Source organism: Nonomuraea sp. NPDC051941, assembly GCF_044593615.1.
Genome location: NZ_JBIUCF010000094.1, coordinates 1 through 13331 on the forward strand (window position 1 = coordinate 1; position 13331 = coordinate 13331).

Here is a 13331-nt window from a genome sequence, read left to right on the forward strand (position 1 = left end):
AGCTCCAAAAAAAAACAAAAAAAACAAAAACACCCCCCCCCCCACACCCACCCCCCCCCCCCCCCCCCCCCCCCCCCCCCCCCCCCCCCCCCCCCCCCCGGAAGGAGTCAGTTGGTCTTCGGCTTGTTCATCGCCAGGATCGTGAGGTCGTCGCGGATCTCACGGATCTCGGTGCCGACTACGGGGGTCTCCCGGATGTCGAGCGATTCCACATCGGCGAACAAGTCGGCCAGATCCCGTTCGAGCAGCTCAATCGCATTCATTTGGCTCCCCTTTCTTGGCTAACCCGTGGCGGACGCCGCGGGTCGTCTGTAAGCGGACGAGGCGTAACTCCCTTCATGGCCGGCAAGCGCGGAGCCGTCGGGCAGAACGACAGCTCCGAGAGCGTCGTGCGCCCTGTCCAGCCAGTGGAGGAAGGCCAGCCCGTCCTCGCCGAGTTCGGTCCGGGCGCCATCGCCGTGCAGGCCTCGCCTGAACTCACGCGCCCGCGCCCATGCGACCGCGGTTCTGTGCAGAATCTCCGGGTCCGGTTCGGCATAAGAGCGACGGCGGGTCAGCAACGCCAGGTAGAGCAGGGTTTGGTGCACGTACACGTGGTAGGCGCTGATGGCGCGATCGGCGCTGAACTGGCGGACTCTCAGTTCGTCCCCGCTCCAGGGGATGGGAATGGTGTGACTCTCCGCGTCCACGTAGCCTGGCCGGAAGATCGTGCGGGCAAGCCCGATGTCGAAGAGCTTCTGGTGGAGCGATTCATGCAAGATCGACTCGGCGGCATCGTAGACATTCCGCAGCGCGGACACATTGACGAAAATCAGCTTGGGCGTCTGGGCGAAGTGCCCGCTGATGATCGCTCCGGTGAGCGGCACGAGACCGTAGGCGCACCGCAGGACGTCGGGAGCGACCACCGGCAGAGCTTCGGCGAGCAGGTCCATCGCGTGGTCAGCGGCCCGCTCCAGGTCGTCTCCGACCTCAACGGCTTCCACCAGAAGGTTTTCGCCGTCCGCGACGGTTTGCGCGTTCCAGCGGGACAGGACCTCCTCGCCGGCGCACGTGCCCCGCATGGCGCGGCATACGCGAGGACGGAGATGCCTGGACCGCGACTCGTCGGCGGTGAGCTGCCCGCCGCTGCCGCTTGCGATGGTCAGGAAATCGTTGATGGCCGCGTGAGCGGCTTCCTTCCGCCCGGCTTGGAATTCGCGGAGCGCGAGATCCAGAGCACCCCGGCGCAGGGCCTCAAGCTGAGGGGCTGCACAGGCGTTGAGCGCCTCCCGATCGATCTGCATCACATCGGCGCACAGTCTGCCAAGCCCTCGGTAATAAACGTCGGCCGTCTGGTCGGCGTTGTCGCCATCGCCGAACATTCCTGTGCCCAGGTGGCTCTCCACCTCCGAAACCGTTGTCTCCGCCTCAACGGCCGATTGACGCACTGGGGTCGACGACACGGTATTACCCTTCCAGGGAAATCAGATCGTGGGCCGCGAGTTGGCGTAGTTGCTCGTTCACCAGAGTAATGCACTGATCGATGTTCACTGCGGGCATGATGTGAGAAACGCGCTGCGCCGTCGCCGCCACGGTCTGGCCGTCGCAGATCTCCAGCAAATAGAGCTTGAATCTGTCGACGATCAGTGTCGCGACGGGTTTGCGAACGAATATGAAGGCGCCCGTCAGATCGGCGAAGCGTTCCAACTCCCAGCCCATGGTCCGGCGAATAACAGAATCGGCCATGTGATTCCCGAAGGTCGCGGTTCGTCTCCGACTACTGACCATAGCAATGTCGTCGATTGGCTGACAAGAGGATTTTCTGTTATCCACTTAGACTTGTTAGTTGCCCATGCCGGGTTTGGATTGGACGCTCCTATTTTCAGGGGATCGTAAATATTGTGCGATATTGCTTATGGTTTGACCCGGATCTTTTGCGATCTGGCAGGCCTGAATCGATCGTGATGTGCGGTGGGGCTCGCACCCGCGCCCACTCCGGCGGCCCCGCGCCCTCCTCGCCGTGCCGGCCGTCGTGCTCCGCCACCGGATCAGCGATGCCGACCGACCCAAGTGATGAGTTGTCGCGCTCGTACCCGTCACACCTACGACGGGACACGACGAGGCGGAAGGATGACGTGATGAGTGCGGACACGCGGCTGGAGGAGCTGGGCGTGAGCGGGCTGGGTGTGAGCGGGCTGGGCGAGGTCGACGAGCCGGCGTTCTCGGGGCTGGCGGAGCGGCACCGGCGGGAGCTGCACGTGCACTGCTACCGGATGCTCGGGTCGTTCGAGGACGCCGAGGACACCGTGCAGGAGACGTTCCTCCGTGCCTGGCGGCGGCGGGAGACCTTCGAGGGGCGGTCGACGTTCCGGGCCTGGCTGTACCGGATCGCCACCAACGCCTGCCTGGATCTGCTCGCCAAGTGCCGCCCGGAGCCTGCGGCCGGCGGCGAGGTGCCGTGGCTGCAGCCCTACCCGGACCGGCTGCTCGACGAGCTGCCCGCGGGTGACGCGGACGAACCGGAGACCGTCGCCGTCGCGCGGGAGACGATCGAGCTGGCGTACCTGGTCGCAGTCCAGCACCTCGCGCCGCGCCCGCGGGCCGTGCTGATCCTGCGGGACGTGCTCGGCTGGCCGGCGAAGGACGTCGCGGAGCTCCTCGGGGACTCCGTCAACTCCGTGAACAGCGCGCTGCAGCGGGCCCGCGCCGGCATGCGGGAGCACCTGCCCGCCGAGCGGCAGGACTGGACCGGCGGTGAGGAGGACGCCGGGACGCGCGAGCTGGTGCGCCGCTATACCGACGCCAGCGTGGCCACGGACATCGACGGGCTCGCCGCGCTGCTGCGGGACGACGTCCGCTGCTCGATGCCGCCCACGCCGGGCCTGTACGTCGGCCGCGACGCGGTGGTGAACGACTGGGTCGAGAGCGGCTTCGAGGGCATGAAGCACCTGCGCGCCGTCCTCACCTCCGTGAACCGGCAGCCCGCCGTCGCCTTCTACCTCTGGCGGAAGCGGGAGGGCGCGTACCTGCCGCTGACGATCGACGTCCTGCGCGTCACCGGCGGGGCGATCACCGAGATCGTCACGTTCCACGACGACCGGTTCCCGCGGCTCGGGCTGCCGGAGCGCCTGCCGGCGGACGGCACGGAGTAGTCCCGGTGTGGACGCTCGCGCTGCGCGGCGGCGCGCGTGTCGCGGTGGTCGCGGAGGAGTGGTACGACGCGTTCGGCGTCGTCACCCGCGGGCGGGTGCAGCTGGAGCTGCGCGACGGCGAGCCCGGGCCGGTCCTCGGACGCGGCGCCGGGTTCTGGCTCCGCGGCACCGGCGTCCGCGCCCTGCGGAACCCCGGCCGTCGCACGGCGAGGGTGCGCATCGTCATCCCCGGGACCAGGACCGTCACGCCAGTTACCGAATGATGGAGGAACGGCATGAACAGCATGAATGACACCGGGGACGTCGCAGGCCCGGCATCGGGCCAGACCAGCCACACCCACCGACTCCGCGGGCTCGCCGGCACCGGCTTCTTCTCGGTCGTGGGCGTCGTCATTGCCGTTGCTCTGTTTCGTTGGAGCGCTCGTCCCGCCGAGCGGTTCGTGTGGACGGCAGTGTCGCTGACCGCGATCTCGTTGATCCCGCAACGGGACAACGCGCGGCGCGAGCGCCTTGGCGGACGTGGGACGACAAGAAGAGGAGGTATCGCCTCCGGTGGCTGCAGCCGGGGCAGAGCTCCAAGACGTACTTCAAGGACGCTGACGCGTTCATGATCGACCATCACTGCGCCGTCAAATGGGGGTTCCGCCGCATATCGAGCCCGGTTGCCCCCTAGCCTGAGTCCAAGCGGTGGCGGTCTCGAGGCTGACTGCCCAGCGTTCGTTCTCAACGGTCGGCTTCTCCCGGGACGGGATCTTCAGTCCCTTGCCGATGTGCCGGTTTCGGCGGCACCACTCACGGTTTGGCTGTTCCGTTGAGGGCCTTGCGGAGCAGGGTGGCCAGTTGGTCCTGTTCGCGGGAGCTCAGATTGGCGGTGGCGGACCGGGCGAACTCGAAGGACTCCTCGAAGGCGGCGTAGAGGGCGGTTCCGTCGGGGGTTCGGACGATCTGCCGGGAGCGGCGGTCGTCGGGGTGGGGGTGCCGGCGGACGAGATCGCGCGCCTCGAGCCTGCTGATGATCTGGGTGATGTTGGATGCGTCGCAGCCGAGTTCGTCGGCCAGTTCCCGCATCCCGATCTGCCGGGTGAGCCGCCCGAGCACACAGGCCTGCGCCACGCTCAGCCCGTGCTCCAGGGCGGCGGTTTCGTAGGCGCGGTCGTAGGCATCGACGAAGTCGAACATCGCCCGTTCGGCATCGGTCGAGGGGGTGACGGGCCCCGTGGGTACGGCCATGGGGCCACTCTACCAAGAACTTGATGCAATCAAGTATGTATGTCAGGGTAGATGCTTGAGTGAATCAAGTATCTACCGGAAGGGCATTCCGATGACGGTCACCAGCAGGGGACGGGCCCGGGCGTGGCACCTGACACGACGACCGCAAGCGCAGGCGTCAGCAGACGACTTCGCGCTGGTCGAAGCCCAGATTCCCGAATTGGGGCCCGACCAGGTCCTGGTACGCAACACACACCTGTCGGTGGACCCGTACATGCGTGGCCGGATGGACGACCGCCCGTCCTACATCCCTCCGTTCCCGCTGAACGCGCCGCTGGAAGGGGGAGCCGTCGGTGTGGTCGTCGAGTCCCGCGCGGACGGCGTCAAGCCGGGCCAGGTGGTCGAGCACTTCCTGGGGCTGCGCGAGGCCACCGTGATCGATGCGGCCGGGGTCGTCCCGATCGACACCGGCGATCTGCCCGCCGAAACCTATCTCGGTGTGCTCGGCGTGACGGGCCTGACCGCATGGCTGGGCATCACCCAGGTGGCGTCGGTGCGATCCGGCGACACGGTGTTCGTCACGGGAGCGGCCGGGGCGGTCGGGAGCATCGCCGGTCAGATCGCCAGGCTGCGGGGAGCCAAGCGGGTGATCGGCAGCGCGGGATCGTCCGCCAAGGTACGCCATCTGGTGGACGACCTCGGTTTCGACACCGCCTTCGACTATCACGACGGTGCGGCCGGTGAGCACCTTGCACAGGCCGCGCCGGACGGCATCGACGTGGTCTTCGACAACGTCGGCGGTGCCCAGCTGGAGGCCGCGATCGACCAGCTGCGGGTTGGCGCCCGGCTGGCCCTGTGCGGGATGGCCAGCCAGTACGACGGCCGGGAGCCGCACGGCCTGCGGAACCTGTACCAGCTGGTCACCAAACGGGCGACCGCGCGCGGCTTCCTGGTCACCGACCACCAGGACCAGATGCCCGCCTTCCGCGCCGAGGTGGGTTCCTGGGTGCGCTCGGGTGAGATCGTCCACCGGCAGACGGTGCTGGACGGCATCGAGCGAGTGCCCGAAGCCCTGCTGGGCCTGCTGCACGGCGGAGCACCCACGATCGGTAAGGCCGTCGTCCGGATCGAGGAGCAGGCATGACCCGTGCAGTGCTGGTGACCGGAGCCCGAGGCAAGACAGGACGCGAGGTGACCGCCCGGCTACGCCGCTCCGGGATCCTCGTCCGCGCCGGGTCGACGCAGCCCGCCAGGATGCCGGCCACCGGGACCGATCCGGTCCGGTTCGACTGGCATGACCAGGCGACCTGGCGCGAGGCGGCCACAGCCGTGGACGCGATCTACCTGATGCGCCCCGACCTCCCCGCCGCCCCCGAACTCGTCGCCGGCCTGATCGAGGTGAACCCGGACGCGCACGTCGTCCTCCTGTCCGAGCAGGGAGCCGAAACCCTCTCGCCGGACCACTGGGCGCGCCGGGTCGAGGACGCGGTCGTCACCCGGGCCGCTTCCTGGACACTGCTCCGTCCGTCCTGGTTCCACCAGGTCCTGACCGACCCTCGGTTCTACCGCGACGCCATACGGGACGACCACGTCCTGAGCCTGCCCTCGGGGGGTGCCCCGATCGCGTGGGTGGACGCACGCGACATCGCGGACGTCGCCGTGGCCGTCCTCAGCGCGCCGGAGGAGCACCACGACCAGGCGTACACGATCACCGGTCCGGAGCCGGTGCCGGTCGCGTCCGTCGCGCAGGAGCTCTCCGCGCGGCTCGGCCATCAGATCCGCGCCGAGGACCCCGCCCCGCAGGCGACCCTCCACGGCCTCGACCCCTGGACAGCGGGCATTCTCGACGACCTCTACCGCCGTGTCCGACACGGCGGCTTCGGCGAGGTCGCGGGGGCCGTGAAGCAGATCACCGGACGTGAGCCCACGTCGATACGCGAGTTCATCGATGCCCACCTCGACGAATGGAGGACAAGCCCGATGCCGGTCCCATAGTCGCGTGCTGGCCGGGACTGGTGATCCGTCAGGCATTTCAGCGCGACCCAGCTCTTGGAATTGGGGAACGTGTCGATGCTGAGCCGTGTCAGGAGGCATGACCTACGGCACCAAGAACTCGGCGCCTGACAACGGGCTCGTCGTGATCAGGCGGCCTCAGGGGACACGACAACGGCCCCCCTCGCGCCGCGAGACGAAGGGAAGGCCGTTGAGGCGCAGGGGGCCGGCGCGTCCCTGCACCGCGGGCCTGGTCAGGCGCGCCGGTCTCGCGGGGTCTGGGCCGCTGGCCGCCCAAGGTCGCGGTCCGTGTCGGCCGCACCGTCTACTGACAAGGCCGATCGCAAGCCGCCATCAGCCGGCATGAAAGCGATCCGCCATACACAAGGCGTGCCCCACTCGACCACTGGTGCGAGGAGACTCCCATGCGTCGCGCGAAATTCACCGCTCTGATCGGCGCCGCGATTCTGGCGGCAGGACTCGTTCCTCTCACGGCGACGCCCGCCAACGCCATGCCCGCCGGATGGTTCCATCTCCGGGGCACCACGAAGGACAAGACCGCTCCCTTCGCCCTGCGCGCCATGGACGTGCAATGGGCCCCCGACGGCAAGATCACTGGATTGGTCCGGTTGAACGCGAGCACGTTCGCCAAGGATTCGCAGCTATGGAAGGTGAGATTTCCCAGAACCGGAAAAATTGGCGAGGTCAAACTCGAGAACAAACTGACGGGACGATGCATCCTGTTCGGCGGCGGGCGCATGCAGGACGGCGGAGGCACCGCGGCGGGCCTGGGGCCGTGCAGTGGCAACACCGTCTGGATGGCCATCCCGATGGGCCCCAACAAGTACGCCTTCCGCTCCCGCGCCAACGCCCCGGCCCACCCGATGTGTCTGAGCAAGAGCACGACGGGAAATCCGGAGTTCCTCAGACTCAAGGACTGCAGCGACAATCGCTTCACGCCCGAGATGGTCTGGGAGACGTACATACAGGGCTGACTGCCGTATCTCTCCGGCCGTCACCGAGACGACTACAGCAGACTGCTCCAGTACGACCAGAACCGGATCCCGATCAACGTGAGGATGGCCAGGTACCAGACCGTAAGAGTCACCGTGTGATATTCAGTCAGCTTGCGCCTCGGCCCGCTCGACGCGCCACTGAGGTTGTGCAAGCTGACGTACCAGAAGATCGGCATGGTCACCGCCCAGACAACCATGCAGTACGGGCAGAGCGCGCCGATGACGTAGAGGCTCTGGAAGATCAACCAGTGGATGAAAACCGCCCCGGCGGTCACGCCCGCCTGCAGCCCGAGCCAGAACCAGCGGCGTGGACGTGCACCCGCCAGGAGCGCCGCCCCCACGGCGGTGACAAGGGCGAACCCGGCTATGCCCAGCAGCGGGTTGGGAAAGCCGAACAGCTCTGCCTGCGGCGTACGCATGATCGAGCCGCAGGACAGGACCGGGTTGATGCTGCAGCTGGGCACGTAGGCCGGGTTCTTCAACAGCGCGATCTTCTCGACCGTCAGCACGAACGACGCTACGAACCCGATCAAGCCGCCGACCAGCAGAAGCCGAGGAAGGAGCCGGGGGAACGGATCGGTGGCCGCCCGCGGCTCGTCGAGCTTACTTGGCGAGTGCAGCATCGATGGCCGCCTTGAACTCGTCGGATGAGCGCGGTTCGATCTTCTTCTCGTTCAGGAAGAACGTGGGGGTGCCCTGGACTCCCAGTGCCTGCCCGTCGGCTGCGTCCTTCTTCACCCGGGCCAGCGTGGCCGGGTCGTCGTAGGCCTTGTCCCAGGCTGCCATGTCCAATCCCAGGCGCTGGGCGAGCTGGCGGAAGAAAGGATCGGCCGCCACCTTCTTCTCAGCCCACTGGCTCTGGGTCTCGTACATCTGCTGGTACATGGGCTCGAACTTGCCCTGCTGCGCGGCCGCCTCGACCGCGCGGGCGGCCCGTTCGGCGTTGAAGTGACTGGCGATCGGGAAGTATCGCGCCACGAAGGTGACCTTCCCGGCGTACTGCTTCCGGATCTCCTCCACGGTCGGGAAGTACGCCTCACACTCGAAATCGAGGAACTGCGGTGGCGAGCGTCCTGCCGTCTACCCTCCTCCCGGACCGCCTCTACCTTGGCGCGCCGGGTCTCGGTCCGCTCTTGCTCTCGCGACACCTGCAACTCCTCCCAACCACATCTGATCGGCCCGGGGCGGCCGAAATTCTACGCAGTGTAGAAGACGCGGGGATACTCTCGACATAAATCGCTTTCGGCGTCAGCCGGGGCTTCGACGGTGATGGAAGCTTGATGGTCGGGCGGCGTCCGCTGCGGTCGGCTCACGACCTTATGGACGAGAGTCTGGTGGTATGGGGCGCAAGATGAGGTCAGACCTTCTCCTGATGGACAAGGTCCGACGGGCAGGGGAGTGCCGCTACTTCTTCTCTTGGAGGGTGACGGTGACCTCGTTGAGTTTGCCGTCCCTCATGTACGTGATCTTGACCTGTTGGCCCGGTTTGAAACCTCTCACCTGCCCCACCACTGTCTCCCCTGCGTCAACCGTCGTATCGCCGATCTTGGTGATCAGGTCTCCCTGCTTCAGGCCCGCCTTGTCCGCCGGGCTCCCCGCGGTGATCTGCCCGATCAGGGCGCCGGGAACGTCGCCTGTCGCGTCGGTGACGCTCACGCCGAGGAACGCGTGGCTGACCTTGCCGCTGCTGATGAGCTGCTCGGAGACCTGCTTGGCGGTGTTGACCGGGATGGCGAAGCCGACGCCGCCGCCCGCGGCGTTCGAGGCGATCGCGGTGTTGATGCCGATCAGCTCGCCGGTGGCGTTCACCAGCGCGCCGCCGGAGTTGCCGGGGTTGATGGCGGCGTCGGTCTGGATGGCGCCGCCGATCGTGGTCCCAGCGCTCTGCTGCTGCTCCTGGCCCAAGCCCGGCGGGATCTGCTGCCGCTGGTCAGGACCGGTGGTGAGGGTACGGTCGAGCGCGCTGACGATGCCCGCCGTAACCGATCCGTCCAGCCCGAGCGGGCTTCCGATGGCCAGCACCGGGTCGCCGACCTTGACCGCGCCGCTGTCGCCGAGGGTGGCCTTGGCGAGCCCGGAGACGCCTGCGGCCCTGATGACGGCGAGGTCGGTGGCCGGGTCGGTGCCGACCACGCTGGCCTTGGCTGTCTTGCCGTCGCTGAACTTGACGGTCATCTGCCCGCCGCCCTGGCCGGCCCCTTCGACCACGTGGTTGTTGGTGAGGATGAGCCCGTCCGGCGACAGCACCACGCCGGAGCCCTCGCCGCTCTGGCCCTGGATCATCACGACGGTCGGCTGCACCTTGGCCGCGACCTCGGCCACCGTGAGCTGGTCGGCGGCCGACTTGAAGACAGGGCTCGGCGCGCCGGCGGTGGCCACCGGCTCGGGCCGGAACGCGTTGGCGACGACGGCGCCCACAACGCCGCCGCCGATGGCCATGGCGGCCAAGGCCAGCGCGGCGACGGCCCTTCGACTGACACCGAAACCGGGCTCATTCACGGGAGGCGGCGGCGGTGGCGGCTGCTCCATGACGATCGTGTCACGTCGGGGGAAGCCCCCGGCCACCGGCGGTGCACTGCCGAACTGACTCCACCCGCCGGTCCCCTGCTGATGGGGCTCGCTCACGTTCATCCGTCATCTCCTTGAGTCCCGATGCTCTCGAAGGGTGTCAGGAGCCGCATAAGAGGCGGTTAAGCCGATGATCCAGGTGAGACAGAGCCTCGGTAGCCGGTTACCAGCCGAGTTCGTCGCAGCCGGTGTGGTTGGCGGGTTCGACCTGGAGGGTGGCGTGGGCGACGCCATGGCGGCGCAGCAGCACGTCACGGGCCTGGTCCAGGACGGCATGGTTGCCGTTCTGGTCGGCGGTGACGAGGTGGGCGGTGGCGACGTTCATGCCGGAGGTGAGGGTCCACAGGTGCAGGTCGTGGACGTCGCGTACACCGTCGATGGCACCGGCCGCTCAGCCCTTCGACCGGTGCTGGTGGCGGCGCGCCGGGTGGTGGCCGCCGCGCGGGTGTCGGATCCGGGCGGGCCGACGCCGTCGCCGGCGTCTTCCCCCGAGGCCAGAAATGGGGCGATGCCCTGCGCCGGTAAGGTGGGGCCGTGTCTGTCCGGTGGGATGAGTCATGAGCGGGAGAAACGCGCTCGCCGCGGTGCTGCCGAAACTTGTGCTCGTGGCCGCCGTGCTGCTGGGCGTCGGGCTCAGTTACGCCACCGGGCACTTCTGCGCGGCCTCCCATACCGCGGCCGGCGCCTGCGCCTCCGCGCCGGGTGACGATCATCCTGGCATGAGCGCAGGCCACGCGTCGTCCGTCGGCGCCGATCACGGTCCTGTTGTGTTGTGCCTGGTTGCGCTGGCCGCAGTGGTCGTCGTGTTCGTGCTGGCCCTGTTCGGCCTCGGCCGGCCGAATGCCATCGGCGGCTGGGGTACGCATCGCCCGAGGGAACTGCCCGCGGTGCGCGGGTCGCCGCTGTCGTACGCGCTCTCCCTCCGACGCGTAGCGGTTCTGCGGACATAGGAGTCCTCTGGGTCGGGCTGAGCCCGGCGTCAAGGATCCCCGTCCGTTTCGAACCGTGAGCGATTCATGACATCCATCGATCGACGGTTCTTCCTGCGTGCCGGCGTGGCCGCCGTGGGAGGAGCCGTGTTGTCAGCGTGCTCGTCGAGCGAGAGCACCGCTTTTGTCCAACCTGGTGGGGCGCAGGTGCGGGCCGCCGAAGCCGCCCGGCGCCGTGGCTCCGTACGGGAGTTTCGGCTCCTCGCCCATGAGGGGCGAGCCGACCTCGGCGGGCCGACCGTGCGGACCTGGCTGTACGGCGATCGCCTGCCTGGCCAGGTGATCCGCGTCGCCAAGGGGGAGGTGGTCCGGGCCAGGCTCGTCAACCGGCTGCCGAAGGAGACGACCGTGCACTGGCACGGCCTGGCGTTGCGCAACGACGCCGACGGCGTGCCGGGCGTGACCCAACAGCCCGTTCCGTCCGGCGGCGAGCACCTCTACGAGTTCACCGCCGCCCATCCGGGGACCTACTGGTTCCATCCGCACCATGGCACGCAGCTCGACCGCGGCCTTTACGCGCCGCTGATCGTCGAGGACCCGGCCGAGCCGCTCGGCTACGACGAGGAATGGGTCGTCGTCCTGGATGACTGGATGGACGGCGTGACCGGCACCCCTGACGACGTGCTGGCGGAGCTGACCGCGATGGCGGGCATGACGACCGGCGGCGGACACGACGGCCACGGCGGCATGGCCATGCCCACGCCCACGCCTACGCCGACCGCGTCGGCGAAGTGGCCGCACATGATGATGAACGCCGAGAGCGACCTGCTCGGCGGAGACGCCGGCGACGTCTACTACCCGCATTTCCTGATCAACGGGCGGGTGGCCGCTGCTCCGGAGACGTTCACCGCCAAGCCGGGTGCCCGGGTGCGCATCAGGTTGATCAACGCGAGTGGCGACACCGCGTTCCGGGTGGCGCTGGGCGGCCACCGGCTGACCGTCACCCACGCCGACGGCTTCCCGGTGGAGCCGGTGGAGACCGACGCGCTGCTGCTCGGCATGGGCGAACGCTACGACGTGCTGGTCACCCTCAAGGACGGCGCCTTTCCCCTGGTCGCGCTGGCGGAAGGCAAGCGGGGCCTGGCCCGTGCCCTGGTTCGCACCGCGAAGAGCGCCGGAACCCCGCAGGCCGATGCCCGGCCTGACGAGCTGAACAGCCGCATCGTCGGCTATGACCAGCTGAAACCCGCGCAGGACGTACGGCTGCCGCAGCGGGCCGCAGACCGGACGATCACCCTGAACCTCACCGGAAGCATGGCCAAGTACGACTGGGCCATCAACGGCAGGAAATACGACCCGAAGGTCATCGAGCCGATCAGGGCCGGGGAGCGGGTCAGGCTGACGTTCGTCAACCAGAGCCTGATGTGGCACCCCATGCACCTACACGGCCACACCTTCGCCCTGGCGCGGACCGGCCTCAGGAAGGACACCGCGATCGTGCTCCCGGGCGCGACCCTCGACGTCGACTTCGACGCCGACAACCCCGGCCTGTGGATGATCCACTGCCACAACGTCTACCACGCCGAGGCCGGGATGATGAGCCTGCTCGGCTACCAGGCCTGAAAGGACACGCGCGATGATCAAGAAACTGGGACTGGCGCTTGCCCTGGCCATCGGTCTGACGGCGTGCGGTGCCGGCGAACCGGCCGCCACCCCTTCCGCCCAGCCCTCCGACGTGGGGGTCGGGCACGTTCACGGCCTGGGGGTGGACCCCGCGACCGGCAAGACCTACGTCGCGGGCCACTTCGGCCTGTTCACCCTGGAGAACGGGAAGCTGGTCAGGGTGGGGGACCGGGACGCCGACCACATGGGTTTCACGGTCGCCGGCCCGAAGACCTTCTACGCCAGCGGGCACCCCGCCGCGGATGACGTCACCGCCGGCGAGCCGCCGCACCTCGGGCTGATCCGCTCCACCGACTCCGGTCTCACCTGGGAGCAGGTGGCGCTGGCGGGCAAGGCCGACTTCCACGCCCTGCAGGTCGCGGGGAAGACGGCCTACGGGTACGACAGCCAGACCGGCCAGATCTGGCGCGGGCAGGGGGCCGACCTCAAGCCGGCCGCCCGGCTTGACCTGCTCGACCTCGCAGCCGGCGCCGACGCGCCCGATCGCCTGTACGCCACGACGCCCGATGGCGTGCAGGTCAGCGGCGACTCCGGCAGGTCCTTCGAAGCGCTGAAGGGAGCCCCGCTGCTGTCGTTCCTGGACGTGGTCGGTAAGGATCGGCTGGTCGGCGTTGACCCGGGCGGCCAGGTGCAGGTCAGCGCCGACCGAGGAGCGACCTGGCAGCCGGCCGGGCGCCTGCCCATGCAGGCCGTCGCCTTCACCGCCGTATCCGCCGAGCGTCTCCTGGCCGCCGCCATGGACGGCACGGTCTACGAGTCAATGAACGGAGGCAAGGACTTCACGACCGTCCACCAGCCCTGAG

General features: G+C 68.4%; 17 protein-coding genes. 9 read left to right on the top strand and 8 right to left on the bottom strand.

Going from position 1 to position 13331, the window contains the following annotated elements; genetic code table 11:
* Positions 1-107: 107 nt before the first annotated feature.
* The 3 genes from ACIHFD_RS65435 to ACIHFD_RS65445 all read right to left on the bottom strand — a co-directional run bounded on the left by ACIHFD_RS65435 (position 108) and on the right by ACIHFD_RS65445 (position 1725).
* Complete coding sequence (locus ACIHFD_RS65435; protein ID WP_355192567.1) at positions 108-263, bottom strand: hypothetical protein; 156 nt, start codon at positions 261-263, stop codon at positions 108-110.
* Positions 264-281: 18 nt separating this feature from the next.
* A complete protein-coding gene (locus ACIHFD_RS65440; protein WP_397375547.1) occupies positions 282-1385 on the bottom strand; it encodes a hypothetical protein in 1104 nt (367 codons plus the stop codon).
* A gap of 61 nt (positions 1386-1446) precedes the next feature.
* Positions 1447-1725 (bottom strand): hypothetical protein, encoded by a 279-nt coding sequence (locus ACIHFD_RS65445; RefSeq protein ID WP_397375548.1) that lies wholly within the window; start codon positions 1723-1725, stop codon positions 1447-1449.
* 392 nt (positions 1726-2117) lie between these two features.
* Between ACIHFD_RS65445 and ACIHFD_RS65450 the strand changes: the two genes are divergently transcribed.
* The 3 genes from ACIHFD_RS65450 to ACIHFD_RS65460 are packed head-to-tail and all read left to right on the top strand — an operon-like array spanning position 2118 to position 3742.
* Positions 2118-3131, top strand: coding sequence for an RNA polymerase subunit sigma-70 (locus ACIHFD_RS65450; RefSeq protein WP_397375549.1), 1014 nt, complete (start codon positions 2118-2120; stop codon positions 3129-3131).
* Between the two features lie 5 nt (positions 3132-3136).
* The gene (locus ACIHFD_RS65455) at positions 3137-3394 is read left to right on the top strand and encodes a hypothetical protein (RefSeq protein ID WP_397375550.1); all 258 of its coding nucleotides are present in this window, start codon (positions 3137-3139) and stop codon (positions 3392-3394) included.
* A 21-nt stretch (positions 3395-3415) separates the two neighbouring features.
* Positions 3416-3742 (top strand): DUF6069 family protein, encoded by a 327-nt coding sequence (locus ACIHFD_RS65460; protein WP_397375574.1) that lies wholly within the window; start codon positions 3416-3418, stop codon positions 3740-3742.
* 181 nt (positions 3743-3923) lie between these two features.
* Here the strand turns inward: ACIHFD_RS65460 and ACIHFD_RS65465 are convergent, their stop codons facing one another.
* Positions 3924-4361: a MarR family winged helix-turn-helix transcriptional regulator gene (locus ACIHFD_RS65465; RefSeq protein WP_397375551.1), complete on the bottom strand. Its 438-nt coding sequence runs from the start codon at positions 4359-4361 to the stop codon at positions 3924-3926.
* 55 nt (positions 4362-4416) lie between these two features.
* On the opposite strand from ACIHFD_RS65465, the gene ACIHFD_RS65470 reads away from it, so the two are divergent.
* The 3 genes from ACIHFD_RS65470 (at position 4417) to ACIHFD_RS65480 (ending at position 7327) form a co-directional block, all read left to right on the top strand.
* Positions 4417-5484, top strand: coding sequence for an NADP-dependent oxidoreductase (locus ACIHFD_RS65470; RefSeq protein WP_397375552.1), 1068 nt, complete (start codon positions 4417-4419; stop codon positions 5482-5484).
* Positions 5481-6335 (top strand): NAD(P)H-binding protein, encoded by an 855-nt coding sequence (locus tag ACIHFD_RS65475; protein WP_397375553.1) that lies wholly within the window; start codon positions 5481-5483, stop codon positions 6333-6335. The genes ACIHFD_RS65470 and ACIHFD_RS65475 overlap by 4 nt, the downstream gene beginning before the upstream one ends.
* Positions 6336-6757: 422 nt before the next feature.
* The gene (locus ACIHFD_RS65480) at positions 6758-7327 is read left to right on the top strand and encodes a hypothetical protein (RefSeq protein WP_397375554.1); all 570 of its coding nucleotides are present in this window, start codon (positions 6758-6760) and stop codon (positions 7325-7327) included.
* Positions 7328-7359: 32 nt separating this feature from the next.
* Here the strand turns inward: ACIHFD_RS65480 and ACIHFD_RS65485 are convergent, their stop codons facing one another.
* The 4 genes from ACIHFD_RS65485 to ACIHFD_RS65500 form a co-directional block, all read right to left on the bottom strand.
* Positions 7360-7971: a vitamin K epoxide reductase family protein gene (locus ACIHFD_RS65485; RefSeq protein WP_397375555.1), complete on the bottom strand. Its 612-nt coding sequence runs from the start codon at positions 7969-7971 to the stop codon at positions 7360-7362.
* A complete protein-coding gene (locus tag ACIHFD_RS65490; RefSeq protein WP_397375556.1) occupies positions 7952-8368 on the bottom strand; it encodes a DsbA family protein in 417 nt (138 codons plus the stop codon). The genes ACIHFD_RS65485 and ACIHFD_RS65490 overlap by 20 nt, the downstream gene beginning before the upstream one ends.
* A 384-nt stretch (positions 8369-8752) precedes the next feature.
* The gene (locus ACIHFD_RS65495; RefSeq protein ID WP_397375557.1) at positions 8753-9979 is read right to left on the bottom strand and encodes a S1C family serine protease; all 1227 of its coding nucleotides are present in this window, start codon (positions 9977-9979) and stop codon (positions 8753-8755) included.
* Positions 9980-10079: 100 nt separating this feature from the next.
* On the bottom strand, positions 10080-10241 hold the full coding sequence (locus ACIHFD_RS65500; protein ID WP_397375558.1) for a hypothetical protein: 162 nt from the start codon (positions 10239-10241) through the stop codon (positions 10080-10082).
* A gap of 232 nt (positions 10242-10473) precedes the next feature.
* Between ACIHFD_RS65500 and ACIHFD_RS65505 the strand changes: the two genes are divergently transcribed.
* From ACIHFD_RS65505 to ACIHFD_RS65515, 3 genes are all read left to right on the top strand, one after another.
* Positions 10474-10866 (top strand): hypothetical protein, encoded by a 393-nt coding sequence (locus ACIHFD_RS65505; protein WP_397375559.1) that lies wholly within the window; start codon positions 10474-10476, stop codon positions 10864-10866.
* Positions 10867-10932: 66 nt separating this feature from the next.
* Complete coding sequence (locus ACIHFD_RS65510) at positions 10933-12468, top strand: multicopper oxidase family protein (protein ID WP_397375560.1); 1536 nt, start codon at positions 10933-10935, stop codon at positions 12466-12468.
* Between the two features lie 13 nt (positions 12469-12481).
* Positions 12482-13330, top strand: a complete 849-nt coding sequence (locus ACIHFD_RS65515) for a F510_1955 family glycosylhydrolase (protein ID WP_397375561.1) — start codon at positions 12482-12484, stop codon at positions 13328-13330.
* Position 13331: the final 1 nt, after the last annotated feature.

What these genes read in the sequence shown, in the direction of transcription:
- ACIHFD_RS65435 (WP_355192567.1), bottom strand. Translation starts at nt 263, where the DNA reads ATGAATGCGATTGAGCTGCTCGAACGGGATCTGGCCGACTTGTTCGCC.
- ACIHFD_RS65445 (WP_397375548.1), bottom strand. Translation starts at nt 1,725, where the DNA reads ATGGCCGATTCTGTTATTCGCCGGACCATGGGCTGGGAGTTGGAACGC.
- ACIHFD_RS65450 (WP_397375549.1), top strand. Translation starts at nt 2,118, where the DNA reads ATGAGTGCGGACACGCGGCTGGAGGAGCTGGGCGTGAGCGGGCTGGGT.
- ACIHFD_RS65460 (WP_397375574.1), top strand. Translation starts at nt 3,416, where the DNA reads ATGAATGACACCGGGGACGTCGCAGGCCCGGCATCGGGCCAGACCAGC.
- ACIHFD_RS65465 (WP_397375551.1), bottom strand. Translation starts at nt 4,361, where the DNA reads ATGGCCGTACCCACGGGGCCCGTCACCCCCTCGACCGATGCCGAACGG.
- ACIHFD_RS65475 (WP_397375553.1), top strand. Translation starts at nt 5,481, where the DNA reads ATGACCCGTGCAGTGCTGGTGACCGGAGCCCGAGGCAAGACAGGACGC.
- ACIHFD_RS65480 (WP_397375554.1), top strand. Translation starts at nt 6,758, where the DNA reads ATGCGTCGCGCGAAATTCACCGCTCTGATCGGCGCCGCGATTCTGGCG.
- ACIHFD_RS65485 (WP_397375555.1), bottom strand. Translation starts at nt 7,971, where the DNA reads ATGCTGCACTCGCCAAGTAAGCTCGACGAGCCGCGGGCGGCCACCGAT.
- ACIHFD_RS65495 (WP_397375557.1), bottom strand. Translation starts at nt 9,979, where the DNA reads ATGAACGTGAGCGAGCCCCATCAGCAGGGGACCGGCGGGTGGAGTCAG.
- ACIHFD_RS65500 (WP_397375558.1), bottom strand. Translation starts at nt 10,241, where the DNA reads ATGAACGTCGCCACCGCCCACCTCGTCACCGCCGACCAGAACGGCAAC.
- ACIHFD_RS65505 (WP_397375559.1), top strand. Translation starts at nt 10,474, where the DNA reads ATGAGCGGGAGAAACGCGCTCGCCGCGGTGCTGCCGAAACTTGTGCTC.
- ACIHFD_RS65510 (WP_397375560.1), top strand. Translation starts at nt 10,933, where the DNA reads ATGACATCCATCGATCGACGGTTCTTCCTGCGTGCCGGCGTGGCCGCC.
- ACIHFD_RS65515 (WP_397375561.1), top strand. Translation starts at nt 12,482, where the DNA reads ATGATCAAGAAACTGGGACTGGCGCTTGCCCTGGCCATCGGTCTGACG.